The sequence below is a fragment of the Roseomonas acroporae genome, from assembly GCF_023223525.1.
GTDB lineage: Bacteria > Pseudomonadota > Alphaproteobacteria > Acetobacterales > Acetobacteraceae > Roseomonas_E > Roseomonas_E acroporae.
Genome location: NZ_JALPRX010000007.1, coordinates 1 through 14,593, shown reverse-complemented (window position 1 = coordinate 14,593; position 14,593 = coordinate 1). Strand labels below are relative to the sequence as shown.

Annotated in this window: 14 protein-coding genes; 6 read left to right on the top strand and 8 right to left on the bottom strand. The window is 75.2% G+C overall.

Annotated elements, in window-relative coordinates; all coding sequences use genetic code 11:
- Positions 1–26: 26 nt before the first annotated feature.
- Together M0638_RS01980 and rpmG are read left to right on the top strand one after the other, a co-directional pair.
- A complete protein-coding gene (locus tag M0638_RS01980; protein ID WP_248665275.1) occupies positions 27–1,073 on the top strand; it encodes a hypothetical protein in 1,047 nt (348 codons plus the stop codon).
- A gap of 240 nt (positions 1,074–1,313) precedes the next feature.
- Positions 1,314–1,481, top strand: a complete 168-nt coding sequence (gene rpmG / locus M0638_RS01975; protein WP_248665274.1) for a 50S ribosomal protein L33 — start codon at positions 1,314–1,316, stop codon at positions 1,479–1,481.
- A 509-nt stretch (positions 1,482–1,990) separates the two neighbouring features.
- On the opposite strand, the gene M0638_RS01970 is transcribed toward rpmG, so the two are convergent.
- Together M0638_RS01970 and M0638_RS01965 are read right to left on the bottom strand one after the other, a co-directional pair.
- Complete coding sequence (locus tag M0638_RS01970; RefSeq protein WP_248665273.1) at positions 1,991–3,388, bottom strand: PleD family two-component system response regulator; 1,398 nt, start codon at positions 3,386–3,388, stop codon at positions 1,991–1,993.
- A gap of 394 nt (positions 3,389–3,782) precedes the next feature.
- Entirely contained in the window at positions 3,783–4,967 is a 1,185-nt protein-coding gene (locus tag M0638_RS01965) for a pyridoxal-phosphate-dependent aminotransferase family protein (RefSeq protein WP_248665272.1), read from the bottom strand.
- 267 nt (positions 4,968–5,234) lie between these two features.
- On the opposite strand from M0638_RS01965, the gene M0638_RS01960 reads away from it, so the two are divergent.
- Together M0638_RS01960 and M0638_RS01955 are read left to right on the top strand one after the other, a co-directional pair.
- On the top strand, positions 5,235–8,174 hold the full coding sequence (locus M0638_RS01960) for an FAD-binding and (Fe-S)-binding domain-containing protein (RefSeq protein WP_248665271.1): 2,940 nt from the start codon (positions 5,235–5,237) through the stop codon (positions 8,172–8,174).
- Positions 8,175–8,184: 10 nt separating this feature from the next.
- Positions 8,185–8,754: a DUF924 family protein gene (locus M0638_RS01955; RefSeq protein ID WP_248665270.1), complete on the top strand. Its 570-nt coding sequence runs from the start codon at positions 8,185–8,187 to the stop codon at positions 8,752–8,754.
- Positions 8,755–8,793: 39 nt separating this feature from the next.
- On the opposite strand, the gene M0638_RS01950 is transcribed toward M0638_RS01955, so the two are convergent.
- The 4 genes from M0638_RS01950 to def all read right to left on the bottom strand — a co-directional run bounded on the left by M0638_RS01950 (position 8,794) and on the right by def (position 11,150).
- A complete protein-coding gene (locus M0638_RS01950) occupies positions 8,794–9,324 on the bottom strand; it encodes a hypothetical protein (RefSeq protein WP_248665269.1) in 531 nt (176 codons plus the stop codon).
- Between the two features lie 341 nt (positions 9,325–9,665).
- Positions 9,666–9,806, bottom strand: coding sequence for a hypothetical protein (locus M0638_RS01945; RefSeq protein WP_248665268.1), 141 nt, complete (start codon positions 9,804–9,806; stop codon positions 9,666–9,668).
- A 202-nt stretch (positions 9,807–10,008) separates the two neighbouring features.
- Entirely contained in the window at positions 10,009–10,617 is a 609-nt protein-coding gene (locus tag M0638_RS01940) for a COQ9 family protein (RefSeq protein ID WP_248665267.1), read from the bottom strand.
- Positions 10,617–11,150 carry a peptide deformylase gene (gene def, locus M0638_RS01935; RefSeq protein ID WP_248665266.1) on the bottom strand — a complete coding sequence of 178 codons (534 nt, stop codon included), beginning with the start codon at positions 11,148–11,150 and terminating at the stop codon, positions 10,617–10,619. Before def ends, M0638_RS01940 begins: the two co-directional genes overlap by 1 nt.
- 275 nt (positions 11,151–11,425) lie before the next feature.
- On the opposite strand from def, the gene rpsU reads away from it, so the two are divergent.
- Positions 11,426–11,629, top strand: a complete 204-nt coding sequence (gene rpsU / locus M0638_RS01930; protein WP_007006360.1) for a 30S ribosomal protein S21 — start codon at positions 11,426–11,428, stop codon at positions 11,627–11,629.
- A 163-nt stretch (positions 11,630–11,792) separates the two neighbouring features.
- Here the strand turns inward: rpsU and M0638_RS01925 are convergent, their stop codons facing one another.
- Complete coding sequence (locus M0638_RS01925; protein WP_248665265.1) at positions 11,793–12,650, bottom strand: S49 family peptidase; 858 nt, start codon at positions 12,648–12,650, stop codon at positions 11,793–11,795.
- A 55-nt stretch (positions 12,651–12,705) separates the two neighbouring features.
- On the opposite strand from M0638_RS01925, the gene M0638_RS01920 reads away from it, so the two are divergent.
- A complete protein-coding gene (locus tag M0638_RS01920; protein WP_248665264.1) occupies positions 12,706–13,113 on the top strand; it encodes a hypothetical protein in 408 nt (135 codons plus the stop codon).
- Between the two features lie 341 nt (positions 13,114–13,454).
- On the opposite strand, the gene M0638_RS01915 is transcribed toward M0638_RS01920, so the two are convergent.
- Positions 13,455–14,228, bottom strand: coding sequence for a DUF1194 domain-containing protein (locus M0638_RS01915; RefSeq protein WP_248665263.1), 774 nt, complete (start codon positions 14,226–14,228; stop codon positions 13,455–13,457).
- Positions 14,229–14,593: the final 365 nt, after the last annotated feature.

Genomic DNA, 14,593 nt, shown 5'->3' with positions numbered 1-14,593 from the left:
ACGGGACCACGCATGGCGGGCGGCGCGTGAGGCACGGCCCGGCGGGGCCCGGCCGGACAGGCCCGGCGCGTCTCCCGGCGCGGTGCGCGCGGCCGCTCGCGCTGCTGCTCGCGGCGGCGCTCGCCGGGCTGCCGGCGGCCGCCCGGTCGCAGGACACGGCCGCCGACATCGCCTTCTGGAGCAGCGTGCGCGACAGCCGCGACCCGGCCGAGCTGGACGCCTACCTCGCCGCCTTCCCGCAGGGGCGCTTCGTCGAGCTGGCGCGCCTGCGCGCGGCGGCCCTGCGCGGGGCCGCGCCCCGCGCCGCCCCGGCCGGCACGGACGCTGCCGCCGGCCCGCCCCCGGGTCCATCCGCCGCCACGCCGGCCGTGGCCCTGCGCCTGGCGCAGCCGCGCCTGCGCGCCGTGGACGCGATCGTCGCCGACGTCGACGCCACGCCGCTGCGTGACGGCTCCGGCCACCGGCTGGTGGTGGTCGCGGCAGATGCGCCCGACGCGATCGCCGAGACCGATGCCGCCATGCGCGAGGCCGTGCCGGTGCCCGCCGGCCGCTCGCGCACCAGCCTGCCGGGCGGGCCGGCCGGGCGCGTCGAGGTACGGCTCTACTACGTGCCGCGCTTCGCCGGTGCCTTCGTGCTCGCCGCCCGCGCGCCGGCGGAGCGGGAGGCTCCCGTCCCCGGCGCCGTGCTGGCCGCCGCCCTGCTGCGGGAGGCGGCGACGCTCGGTCCGGTCCGGTTCGAGGCGACGCATCGCGGCCGGCCGCTGCTGCTGCAGCGCGAGTTCCTGCGCCTGCGGCCACGCACCGAATGGGATGCGCGCTGGCTGGCCATGGGTGGCTGGATCGCCACCCGCCGGCAGGTGGTCGCCCTCTCGCTCGGCCAGCGGGTCATCCAGCGCCGCCCCGACGATTCGCGGGAGATCGTCTGCCTGCTGCCGGACGACGACGCGGTGCTCGCCCGCGTCGCCGCGCTGCGGGCCGGCGACGCGGTACTGGTCCGCGGCACCCCGACCGGCTGGAGCCAGGGCGCCGCCGAGGCCGTCCTCCTGCCGGACTGCGCCCTGGCGGAAGGCTGAGAGCCTGCCCGGGTGGCCGGCGGGCCGGTCGGCGGCCCCTGCTTCCGGGCCGGGGAAGCCCACGCCATCCCGCCGCCGGCACCCGCACGGGCGCCCGCGGCCGCACGCCGCATCTTGACGCGCGGCCGCGGGCGGCTAGTGTGCGCGCCCTCCGCCCGGGCGCCCGCAGCCCCGGGCCTGTCGTGCTACCCAGGTTGCATGCCCCTCCCGGGGCCAGCCCTCTCCTTCCGGAGCGCCCCGATGGCCAAGGCCAACACCATCCTCATCAAGCTCGTCAGCAGCGCCGACACCGGCTACTTCTACGTGACGAAGAAGAACACCCGGAACGCCACCGGCAAGATGGAGATGAACAAGTACGACCCGGTGGCGCGCAAGCACGTCCCGTTCCGCGAAGCGAAGATCAAGTAGTCGGCTTTGCCGCCGCCGGGCTCCGTCGTCCTGGCGGCGAGGGAAGTGCCCGGCGGGCCCGATGACGACCCGGAGGCACAGGCGGCGCCCCGCCGCCGAGGTGACAGGCGGCGCTCCGCCGCCGAGGCGACAGGCGGCGCTCCGCCGCCACGGATCCGCCAGGGTCCCGACCGGCCCTTCCGGGGACCGCCCCGGCGGCGACGCGTCCCGGTCCCGCCACTCCGTGCCCGCCCCATCGAGGTCGGCCGGCCAGGGCCCTCGCGCCCGGGCCGCATCGACGCGCATGGCGGAACCGCGCGGCCGGCATCGCGCCGGCCTCCGATCCGGCTTCCCCGATCCGGCAGGGCCGCCTCCACACGGGCGGCATCGCCCGCCGCCCCGTCCGCCCTCTGCCCGCGAGGGCGGAAACCCCCGCCGGGCCTCGCTCCCGGTGCCCAAGAGGCCGGGACCGTTCCCCGCCCGTGTGACCCCGGCGTGCCGTCGCCCACCATCCGGCCGGGCCGGCGGCGTCAGCCTTCCCCGCCGCCCCGTTTCTCTGCCGGCCGCACCGCCGCGTCCCAGTCCTCGGGGCGGGCGATCTCGACCCGGTTGCGGCCGGCGCGCTTGGCCCGGTAGAGCGCCGCGTCCGCCGCCGCGATCGTCGCCTCCGCCGACGCCCCGGCCACGGCCGCCGCCATGCCGATGCTGACCGACAGCGAGATCGCGCCGTCCGGGATCGTCACCGGCGGGCCCTCGACGCTGACGCGCAGCCGCTCGGCGATCAGCAGCGCCTCCTCGGCGCGCGTGCTCGGCATCACCGCCATGAATTCCTCGCCGCCGAAGCGGGCGACCACGTCGGCGACGCGCAGCGCGTCCCGCAGCCGGTCGGCCACGGCGCGGAGCGCGATGTCCCCCGCGGCGTGGCCATGCGCGTCGTTGATGCTCTTGAAGCGGTCCACGTCGATCATCAGCACCACCGCCCCCTCGCCGCGCAGCAGCGTCTCGAGGTGGCGGCGCGCGTAGCGCCGGTTGCGCAGCCCGGTCAGCGGATCGGTGACGGCGAGCATCAGCGAACGGTCGAGATCCTCGCGCAGCCGCTCCTGGTAGCGCTTGCGGCGGATCTGGTTGCGCACCCGCGCCCGCAGCTCGTTGGTGTCGAGCGGCCGCAGCACGTGGTCGTTGGCGCCGAGGTCGAAGCCGCGCAGCACGAGGTCGCGCTGGCCGGGATCGGCCAGCAGCAGCAGCGGCAGGTCGCGCGTCGCGGCATGGGCGCGCAGCCGGGAGGCCAGACGCAGCGCCTCGGCGCCCTCGTGCGCGAGGTCGAGCAGCGCCAGGTCGCAGTCGCCGCGGGCCAGCCGGTCGAGCGCCCCGGCCGTGGCGGCGCCTTCCAGGCGCAGGCCGTCGGCGGCCAGCGCCTCCTCGATCGCCGCCCGCTCCGCCGGCACCACGTCGATCAGCAGCACGCGGCGCCCGGCCACGCCGACACCCGGCCCCGGCGGCGCCTCGACGCCCAGCGCGCGGGCGGTGTCGGCGCGCAGGTGCCAGGCGTCCATCACCTGCTTCACCCGCAGCAGCGCGCGCAGCCGGGCGAACAGCGTGGCGTCGTCCACGGGCTTGGAGAGGAAGTCGTCGGCCCCGGCGTCGAGGCCGCGCACGCGCTCGGCCGCCTCGGTCAGGGCGGTGACCATCACCACCGGGATGTGCGCCGTGGCCGGGCTGGCCTTGAGCCGGCGGCACACCTCGTAGCCGTCGAGCCCCGGCATCATCACGTCGAGCAGGATCACGTCCGGCATCCAGCCGGCGGCCAGATCCAGCGCCTCCGGGCCGCTGGCCGCCAGCGCCACGTCGTAGTACTCGCCGAGCAGCTTGGCCTCGAGCAGGCGCCGGTTGGCCGCGATGTCGTCGACGACGAGGATGCGTGCCGTCATGCCGCCTGCCAGGAAGGGGAAGGATTCGTCACGGCGTGACGTTCTGCCCGACGGACGGGACCGGACCCGGGCGGGATTGCGGCGGGCCTGCGGCCGACGGGAATCCCTGTGCCTGCCTTCCGGCCCGCGAGGGGCGGGGCGGGCGGGCGGCCGGCAGGCAGGCGATCCTTGCGGCACATTCGATGGTGTTCAGGCGGCTTCCGGTCCGGCCCGACGGATCGCGGCGGCGGCGCCGCCGGTCCCGGGTGTGGAAGCACTACTACCACAAATCGTCACACGCGTGCGTCCGGTGCCGCACGGTAAAGATCCGGGCGGTGCCTTTCCCGCCCGCGGCCCCGCCCCCCTGGCAAGCCCCCCCTGGCAAGCCCCCCTGGCGAGCCCCTCTTGCGAGGACTCAGGAATTGCCGGCCAGGTAGTCCATCGCCGCCTGCGCCCCGCCCGGCCGGTGCGGCACGCCGGCGACGCGCAGCCCCATCTCGACGCCCGAGAGCGTGCCCATGAGCTGCAGCGGCCCGAGATCGCCGAGATGGCCGATGCGGAACACCCGGTCCTTCAGCGGCCCGAGCCCGTTGCCGAGGCTCATGTTGAACCGCTCCAGGATGGCGGCGCGCAGCGCGTCGGCGGAATGGCCCTCGGGCAGGCGCACGGCGGTGAGCGCCGAGGAGTAGTGGCGCGGCTCCGCGCACTGGATCTCGAGGCCCCAGGCGCGCACGGCGCGGCGCGTCGCCTCGGCGAAGCGGTCGTGGCGGGCGAAGACGTTGTCGAGGCCCTCGGCCAGCAGCATGTCCACCGCCGCGTCCAGGCCGTAGAGCAGGTTGGTGGCGGGGGTGTAGGGGAAGTAGCCGGTCTCGTTGGCCGCCAGCATCGCCTTCCAGTCGAAGAAGGAGCGCGGCAGCCGCGCCGTCTCGGCCGCCTTGCGGGCCTTCTCGCTGACCGCGTTGAAGGAGAGGCCGGGAGGCAGCATCAGCCCCTTCTGCGAGCCGGCGACGGTGACGTCCACGCCCCACTCGTCGTGCCGGTAGTCGATCGAGCCGAGCGAGGAGATGGTGTCCACCAGCAGCAGCGCCGGGTGGCCGGCGGCGTCGATGGCGCGGCGCACCTCGTCGATGCGCGAGGTGCAGCCGGTCGAGGTCTCGTTGTGGACGACGCAGACCGCCTTGATGGCGTGGTTCCGGTCCTCGCGCAGCCGCGCCTCGATGGCCGGCACGTCGGCGCCGCGGCGCCAGTCGGTATGGATGAACTCGGGCGCGAGGCCGAGGCGCTCGGCCATCTCGCGCCAGAGGGTCGCGAACCAGCCGGTCTCGCACATCAGCACGGCGTCGCCGGGCGAGAGGGTGTTGACCAGCGCCGCCTCCCAGGCGCCGGTGCCGGAGGCGGGGTAGATCACCACCGGCCCCTCGGTCCTGAAGACCTGCCGAACCTTCTCCAGCAGTGACTTGCCGAGCTTCCCGAAATCCGGGCCGCGATGGTCCATGGTGGGGTTGTCCATGGCGCGCAGCACGCGGTCGGGCACGTTGGTGGGGCCGGGGATCTGCAGGAAGTGGCGCCCGGCGACGGGCTGCGACTGGTAGTAGGCCATGGTTCGGTTCCTCCGGCGTGATCCGGCGCGACCATGCGTCGGCGCGGGGCGATGGGCAATGCTCGTGGCGGCGCCGGCCGGGCCGGCCCCGTGCGGGCGGCGCCGGCCGGGCCGGCCCCGTGCGGGCGGCGCCGGCGGAACCGGGCGGCGGGACGACACGGGCGCCCGCCGGGCTTGGGTCCCGGGCGCACAGGCGCTAGGAACCGGGGCAGGCGGCGCGGCGCTTCGTCCGTGCCCAAGGGTCTCGACCCAGCGCAGGGGATGTCCATGAACGCGCCACCTCGCCACCCGGGCCTGCCCCGGGGCCGGATCGGCGACAGCCGGCTGGCCGACCGGCTACGCCGCGAGACCGAGGGCGAGGTGCTGTTCTCCGCCGGCGACCGCGGCCGCTACAGCACCGATGCCTCGATCTACCAGGTGGAGCCGATCGGCGTGATCGTGCCGCGCACGACCGACGACGTGGCCGCCGCCATGGCGATCGCGCGCGAGGAAGGCATCCCCGTCCTGCCGCGCGGCGGCGGCACCAGCCAGTGCGGCCAGACCGTCAACCGCGCCCTGGTGATGGACTGCTCGAAACACCTGCGTCGAGTCACGGTGATCGACGAGGAGCTGCGGCAGGCGACGGTCGAGCCCGGCATCACGCTCGGCGCGCTGAACGAGTCGCTGAAGCCGCACGGGCTGTTCTTCCCGGTCGATCCCTCCACCTGGGCGCGCTGCACCATCGGCGGCATGGCGGGCAACAATTCCTGCGGCGCCAAGTCGATCCGCTACGGGCTGATGGCCGACAACGTGCTGGCGATCGACGCCATCCTGGCCGACGGCGCGCGCTTCCGCTTCGGCGAGCTGCCGGACAACCTCGGCGCCGGGGTGCCGGCGGGCGTCGCCGACCTCGTGCAGCGGCTGCGGGCGATCGGCGCGCGCGAGGCGGCCGAGATCGCGGCGCGCTTCCCGCACCAGCTCCGCCGCGTCGGCGGCTACAATCTCGACGCGCTGACCCCCGAGGCCCGCGCGGCGGGGCGCGGCAGCCTGGCGCGGCTGCTGGTGGGCAGCGAGGGGACGCTGGCCTATTCCGCGACGCTCGACCTGAAGCTCTGGCCGATCAAGCCGCGCAAGGTGGTGGGCATCTGCCAGTTCCCCACCTTCCGCGCGGCGATGGAGGCGAGCCGCCACCTCGTGGCGCTCGACCCGGAGGCGGTGGAGCTGGTCGACCGCACCATGATCGACCTCGCGCGCGACATCCCGATCTTCCGCGCCACCATCGGGGAGATGGTCCCCGGGGACAACGGCACGGCGCCGCAGGCGCTGCTGATCGTGGAGTTCCACGGCGACGCGGACGCGCCGCTGGCGGCGAAGCTGCGCGATCTGGACCAGGCGATGGCCGATCTCGGCTACCCGGGCGCCGTGGTGCGGGCGACCGACGCCGCCTTCCAGGCGCGCATCGCCGAGGTGCGCGAGGCCGGGCTCAACATCATGATGTCGATGAAGGGGGACGGGAAGCCGGTCTCCTTCATCGAGGACTGCGCCGTCGGCCTCGACGACCTCGCCGACTACACGGAACGGCTGAACGAGGTGTTCGCGCGGCACGGCACGGTCGGGACGTGGTACGCGCACGCCTCGGTGGGCTGCCTGCACGTCCGGCCGGTGCTGAACATGAAGGACCCGGCCGACGTGCGCACGATGCGCGCCGTCGCCGAGGAGTGCTTCGCGCTGGTGCGCGAGTACAAGGGCAGCCATTCCGGCGAGCACGGCGACGGCATCTGCCGCTCCGAGTTCAACGAGCCGATGTTCGGCCCGCGCATCGCCCGCGCCTTCGAGGCGGTGAAGGACGCGTTCGACCCGTCGGGGATGCTGAACCCGGGCCGCGTGGTGCGCCCGCCGCGCATGGATGACCGCACCCTGTTCCGCTACTTCCCGGACTACGCGGCCGATCCCGCCGTGCGGCCGGCGCTCGACTGGTCCGCCTGGCCCGGTCCGCAAGGCGGGCTGCTGGGCGCGGTGGAGATGTGCAACAACAACGGCACCTGCCGCAAGTTCGACGCCGGCACGATGTGCCCGAGCTACCGCGTCACGCGCGAGGAGCGGCACCTGACGCGCGGCCGCGCCAACACGCTGCGCCTCGCGCTGACCGGCCAGCTCGGGCCGGACGCGCTGGCCTCGGACGAGGTGGCGGAGACGCTGAAGCTCTGCGTCTCCTGCAAGGGCTGCCGGCGCGAATGCCCGACGGGCGTCGACATGGCGAAGCTGAAGATCGAGGCGCAGCACGCGCGCGCGCAACGCCACGGCGTGCCGCTCGGCGACCGGCTGATCGCGGAATTGCCGCGCTACGCGGCGGCGGCATCGCGCCTGCCGTGGCTGGCCGCGCTGCGCGGGCTGGCGCCGGGGCTGGCGGAACGGGTCACCGGCCTCGCACGCGGGCGGTCCCTGCCCCGCTTCCGGCGCGACTTCTTCCGCGACTCCGAGGCGGCGGGCCGCAGCACCGGCCGCGAGGTCATCCTGCTGGCCGACACCTTCAACCGCCACTTCGAGCCGGAGAACCTGCGCGACGCGCTGCGCGTCCTCGCCGCCGCCGGCTGCCGGGTGCGCGTGGCGCAGGCGCCGGACCGGCGCCCGCTCTGCTGCGGCCGCACCTACCTCGCCGCCGGCATGGTGGACAGGGCACGCGCCGAGGCGAGGCGCACCCTCGACGCGATCGGCGACGGCGACGCGCCGGTGATCGGCCTCGAACCCTCCTGCCTGCTGACTCTGCGCGACGAGTTCCTCTCCCTGCTGCCCGGCACCGCCGCCGAACGCCTCGCCGCGCGCGCCGTGCTGCTCTCCGAGTTCCTCGCGCGCGAGAAGCCGGACCTGAAGCTTCGCCCGCTCGCGCGCACCGCGCACCTGCACGGCCACTGCCACCAGAAGAGCTTCGGCGCCTTCCCGGACGCGCTCTCGGCGCTGCGCCGCGTGCCGGAATTGCAGGTGAAGCCCATCACCTCCTCCTGCTGCGGCATGGCCGGCGCCTTCGGCTACCGCGCCGACACGCAGGAGGCGTCGCGGGCGATGGCCGAGCTTTCCCTGCTGCCGGCGGTGCGCGCCGCGGCGCCCGGGGACCTGATCGTGGCCGACGGCACCTCCTGCCGGCACCAGATCGACGACCTCGGCGGGCGCGCGGCGGTGCATTCCGTCCGCGTGCTGGCCCAGGCGCTGGAACGGGAGGCGCTGCCGTGAGGTGCCCGGCATGACGCCCGAATCCGTCCTCCACTTCTGGTTCGGGGGCGAGCCCGACCGTCACCGCGAGATCTGGTTCCGGACCGACCCGGTGTTCGACGCGCGCTGCCGCCACTTCGGGGCGATGGCGGACGCGGCGCGGTCCGGCGCGCTCGCCGGCTGGACGGCGACGGCGAAGGGAGCCCTGGCGCTCTGCCTGCTGCTCGACCAGTTGCCGCGCAACCTCTACCGCGGCAACGCGGCCGCCTTCGACGCCGACCCGCAGGCCCGCGCCGTCGCCCGCGCCGCCGTGCTGCGGCACCGGCACGACCTCGCCCTCCGCCCGGTGGAGCGGATCTTCCTCTACCTGCCCTTCGAGCACTCGGAGGCGATGGCGGACCAGGACCTTTCCGTCACGCTGTTCGGCGGGCTGCGCGACGCACCCGGCATGGCGGCACCGGGCGGGTCGATCGAGTATGCGTGGCGGCACCACGCGGTGATCCGCCGGTTCGGCCGCTTCCCGCATCGGAACGCCGTGCTGGGGCGCGAGACCACGCCGGCCGAGCGGGCGTGGCTGGCACGCTTCCCGCTCGGCTTCTGAACGGCGGGGCGGCGCGCGCCTGCCGCCGTTCCCGGCTGCTCAGCGCGCCGAGGCCAGCGTGCTCGCCCGCGCCTGCCGCAGCAGCGGGCTCGCCGCCCGCGCCTCGCGGACCGGCGGCGTCGCGCAGGCCTCGGTGCCGTAGACGTTGATCACGCGCCGCTCCTGCGAGAGCTGCGCCAGGGCGCTGGCGCCCTGCATCGCCATCACCTGCTGGAAGGCCGGCGTCTGGTCGCGGCAGAAGAAGGAGCCCTGCCGGATGCCCTCCTGCGACTGCGCGTTGGCGAGGTTGGTGATGTAGGAGTCCAGCTCGCGCTGATGCGCGCGGCCATAGGCGCGGCGGAAATGCGCCTGCACGGCACGGCCGGCGGCGCTCAGGTCGCGCTGGAAGCGCGTGACGAAGGCGTTGTACTGGTCCTCGTGCCGGCAGGCGATGGCGGTCACCATCAGGTGGCTCTTCAGCGCCTGCACGTCGAAGGCCGCGCGCTCAGCGGGCTGGAGGCAGGCGGCGCTCGCCGGCAGGGCGATGGCGGCGGCGCAGAGGCCGGACAGGATGGCTCGGAACGGACGCATGTGGGCCGGATACTCCCGATCGCGTTGAGCGGGAGTGTCGATCCGCCGGATGCCGCCTTTCCCCCGCGGCATCGTGGCGTCGGACGACGCCGTGCCGGCGCCGTTCCCATCTCGCTCCCGGAACCGAGACTAGGCGGCCGGGGCGACGGGAAGCGAGGGAAAGTCAAGCGCGTTCATGGTTTTGGTTCAGGGTGTTGCAGGCCGGCATTGCCACGGCGCCGAAGCCGCCGGCAGCCCCGTCGCCGCCATCCTGCCGCCGGAGGCCGGCACGCGGGCCGCCCGGCGCGGCATCGCGCCGCGGAGGCGGACCCACAGGGGCCGGGACCCGTGCGGCAACGGTGTCAGTGCAGCACGCCGAACAGCCAGAGGAGGATGATCACCGGGATCGGGATGCCGATGAGCCAGAGCAGGATGCCGCGCATGTACCGTGTTCCCCTTGGTCGTTGCCTCGGAGAACGCCGGCCCGCCGACGCGGTTGCCAAAGGCCACGCCCCGGCCCCTGGTCCCTATCCCGGCGCCCGGAACCCGTCCGAGCGACCGGTGGCGGAGGGCGGACGGGGCATTTCCGCGCCGGATTTCCGCGCCCGGACGACGGGGCCGCCGGCGCGATGCGGCGCTCCCCTCTTCCCTCGGACGCGGAAGCGGCCCGCCGGGCCGACCGGCCCGGCCACTCGAACAAGCCCCTCAGGCGCCCGCCGGCCGGCTCGCCGCGCCCCGGCGCAGCCGCCCGATCCTCGCCTGCCCGGCGAGCAGCCGGTCGAGGAAGCCCATGGTCGCCTCCAGCGTCGGCGCCGGCTCGCGCAGCCACCAGGCCAGGGTCGCGCCGTAGATCGAGGCGAGCGTGGCGCGGCGCGTGTACCACGAGAAGTCGGCCGAGCGGTCGCCCGCCGCCGCCCAGATCGCATCCGCCGTGCACGCCGCCGTGCGCAGCGCGACGCCGGCGTTCCAGGGCAGCGCCAGCACCGCCAGGGCACGCCGCACCGCGTCGCGATTCACCGCCGCCTGGGCCAGCCGGATCGCGATCAGACGCCGCACCCGCGCCGGGGTGCGCAGCGCCAGCAGGTCCTCCTGCATGGCCGCGGTCGCCATGTCGCGATCGGCCAGGTCGCACCACGCCTCGACCAGCGCGGCGCCGCCGCGAGGAAAGAGCGACCGCGCCGCGTCCCGCGCCTCGGCCGGGGCGTGGCCGAGGTCGCGCAGCCCGGCGGCGAGCGCCGCCAGGGTCCAGCCGAGCGAGGCGACGTGCGGCAGCGCGGCGCGCAGGGCGGCGTCGCGCTCGGGGCTGCGTTCCATCACCGGCTCCCCTCCCCGCCCGGCTTGGGCGGCGCGAAGCGGGCGAGCTCCTCGTTGAAGCCGAGCCGCGACAGGTCTGGCATGCGCATCGTGTAGAGCGTGCCGTCGAGATGGTCGGCCTCGTGCTGCATGATGCGCGCCAGCATGTCCTCGGCCTCGCCCTCGACCGGCCGTCCCTCCCCGTCCAGCCCGGCGAAGCGGATGCGCCGCGCGCGCGGCACGGCGCCGCGCAGGCCGGGAATCGAGAGGCAACCCTCCCAGCCCGTCACCACCTCGTCGTCCAGCGGCGACAGCACCGGGTTGAACAGCACCGAGGCGCCGCCGCCGACCGGCCCGCCCGGGCTGCGCCAGACGAAGAGGCGCAGCGGCACGTGCACCTGCGGCGCCGCGAGGCCGACGCCACCGGCATCGTGCATCGTCTCGGCCATGTCGGCGACGAGGCGGCGCATCTCCGGCCCGGTCGGGTCCGCGACCGGCGCGGCGCGCGCGAGCAGCACGGGGTGGCCCATGCGGGCGATCTTCAGGATGGCCATCGACTCTCCCTGGCGCCTCTCCCTGGCGCCTTCCCCCCGGCGCGCCGCCGTGGCCGTCCGGAGGGCCGCCGCGCGAGCGGCCGCGCGGCATGTCCCGGTGGCGGAACAGGGTCGTGTAGATAGGCGCGCGCCGGCCGGACCGGGAGGGCTTCCGGCGGCGGGCGGCGCGTGCTATCGGTACGCGTCGCAGCGCCCAGGGAGGCCGGCCCCGCCGGAACCTCCCCGTCGGCGCCTAGAGCCATTCCAGAACCCGACCCGAGAGGAGTTCGTGCCGCGTGCAAGTCGTCGTCCGTGACAACAACATCGACCAGGCGCTGAAGGCGCTCAAGAAGAAGCTGCAGCGTGAGGGCGTCTTCCGCGAGATGAAGCTCCGCCGGCACTACGAGAAGCCGTCCGAGCGCCGTGCCCGCGAGGCCGCCGAGGCCGTCCGCCGCGCCCGCAAGGTCGAGCGCAAGCGCCTGGAGCGCGAGGGCTTCTGAAGCCCGCCGCCGCTCCCCCACTGCCGGGGCGGCAAGACCGACGACTTGCAGAACCGCGGCACGGGCCCTGCCCGTGGGCCGCGGTTTCGCTTTTCCGGGTACGCCATGCGGGCACGCCATGCCGCACCCGGCGGCCGGCGCGCGCCCCGGCCGGCCGGTCCGATCAGAGGCCGAGCCGCGACCAGGCCGCCCGCTCCTCCAGCATGTCGGCCAGGGCGGCGGGCAGCACGGCCGCCATGGCGGCGGGAAGCGCGGCCGGTTCCCGGCCGGCGGCCATGCCCGGCAGCAGGCGCGCCATCAGCGGCCGCCGCCGCCCGCCCACCGGCACCAGCCGCGCCTTCGCGCCGAAGCGCCGCTTCGCCTCCGAATCGGCATCGCCCAGCCGGTCCGCGAGCCCGAGCGCCACGGCACGCCGCCCGGTCCAGAACCGGCCATCGAACACCTCCGCCTCCGGCGCCCGCAGCCGGACGCCGCGCCGCTGCCGCACCCAGTCCTTGAACTCGGCATGCAGCTCGCCGAGCAGCGCGTCGAGCCGCGCGAGATCCTCCGGCGCCTGCGGCCGGAACGGGTCGAGGAAGCTCTTCTCCGTGCCCGCCGTGCGCAGCCGCCGCTCGATGCCCAGCCGCGGCAGCGCCTCCTGGAAGCCGAAGGAGGCGGAGATCACGCCGATCGAGCCGAGGATGGAGGCGGGATCGGCCACGATCTCGTCCGCCGCGCAGGCGATCCAGTAGCCGCCCGAGGCCGCCGCGTCCTCGACGCAGGCGACCACCGGCACCTTCCGCCTGTCCGCGAGCTGGCGGATGCGGCCGGCGATCAGGCTCGACTGCACCGGCGAGCCGCCGGGCGAGTTCACCGCCAGGAACACCCCCGCGAGCCTGCGCATGCCGAAGGCGCGCTCCAGCGACGGCGCCAGCCCGGCAAGGTTGAGGCCGCCCGAGAGCGGCCCGGAACGCGCGGCGATGACGCCCTGCAGGCGCAGCAGCGCCACGCGGGGACGGGAGTCGAGCAGGGAGAACACCATGCCTCCCTAGATGACCGCCCTGCGGCCGCCATCAAGCCGTGCCATGCTGCGCCGCATGCAACGACGTGACTGGATCGGGCTGGCCGTGGCCGCCCTGGCGCTGGGCGGCATGCTCGCCTTCCGCGCCGCCTATGTGGAACCGCGGGCATGGGGGGCGCTGTGCGCCGCACCCAGCCCCTTCGCGGCCGGGCTGCCCCTGCCCTGCTACCCGCGGGCCGCGCTGCTCTGGCTGCAGAACTGGCAGCTCTGGGGACTCTCGGCGCTGCTGCTGGGGCTCCTGGCCTTCCTGCGCGCCGCCTTCGTGCCGGCCGTCGCGGCGGTGGCGCTCGGGGCGGTGGCGGTGGCCAACTACAACGCGAGCTGGGGCATGCTGGGGCTGGCGCTCGGGGCCTGGGCATGGCTGCGGCTGCCACGCCCCTCGGCGGACGGGCAGGATGCCCTGGCGGCCGGGCCACGCCACTGACCTCCACCGGCCCGGGGAGGCCTCGCCGCCGGCGGTCCCGAACGCCCCTGGCCCGGCACGTTTCCCAGGCCCGGACGCACCCGCCCGGCGGCGCGGAAGCCGCGCCGGAACAACGGCCGGAGCGGTGGGGCACTGCCCGGGCGGCACCCCCCGCGCCCCATGGGCAGCGGACCCGGCCGCCACCCGCCAGCGCCGGTCCCTGGAGTCGCTCGGCCTGACTGTATCAGGCCAGAACGACTCTACAGCGAACCGCAGTCCGGCTGGGACTGCGGTTCGCTGTAGCTCATTGTTCTCGACGCGGATTCACGCCGCCGGGCGTGCTCGCCCGTCGGCGATCCGCTCTAGCCCACCCGCTCCACCAGCGGCCCGGCCGGCGGGTTCCAGGCGATCTCGCGGATGATCTTGCGCCGCACCGCCGCCTCGAACGAGTTGAAGCCCTCCGCCACCACCAGGAAGCTGCCGGGACCGCCGATCACCTGGTCGCGGTAGTACTCGTCCAGCGCCGGCTGCCCGAGTCCCTGATCGGGGGCGCCGGGGGTGCGGTCCAGCACCGCGAGGCCGTTCAGCACGATGTTCTTCGACAGCGCGTCGGCCCGCGCATCGGCCACCGGCCGGCCGGAGTTGTTCACCCCGTCGCCGGAGATGTCGACGACGCGTCGCGTGCCCTCGAAGCCCTGGCCGAAGCTGCGGCTCGCATAGTCCATCGCCCCGGAGATCGAGGTGTAGAGCCAGCTCCGGCGCGGCGCCTCGGCGATGCGGTCGGAGAAGGCCGCGGCGCTCGCCGGCCCGTCGATGCGGGCCCAGGGCACCATCACCTCCTGGAGCTGCCAGTCCGACCAGGTGAACATCATGCAGGCGATGGCGCCGATGGGGCCTCCCACGATGCCCTCGACCAGCCGCCGGTCACGGAACGCCGCGGCATAGCCGTTGAACTGAAGCTCCTGCTCCGCCGAGTCCACCGAGCGGCTCACATCCACCGCCAGGATGAGTTCCACGTCGACCGGCTCGTTCTCGCCCCGGTCCTCCACCTGCGATCCGGCCGCCTGCAGGGCGCGGCCGGTCAGAAGGGCCGGCGCGGCCAGCAAGGAGGCACGCAACACGTCTCGTCTGCGCATACAGCCCTCCAAATCCAGGCCGTGGGTCGCGCTTTCATCCCTGGCGACAGGCTAGGGCAGGTTCTTGCTGCACTGCAACACGAGACCGTGCCGGTCGTCATAACGACGGTGGCCATGGCGGGTTTGCAACACTCCCCGGCGAGGGGTGTCATCGGCGGGGAAACGGCCGCGGCGACCGTCGGCGAGCCCGTCGACAGGCAGCCCGGATCGGCACCCAGCCGACCCCTCCGGGTGGAGGTCACGGCAGGTCGGCTGGAGACCCACCCCGGACACGGAAAAGGGCGCCTCGCGGCGCCCTTCCCCTCGGTCCCTCGCCCCGGCGCCGGCCCCACCCCCTGTCCCGGGGAGGGCCGCGGCGGGGCCGG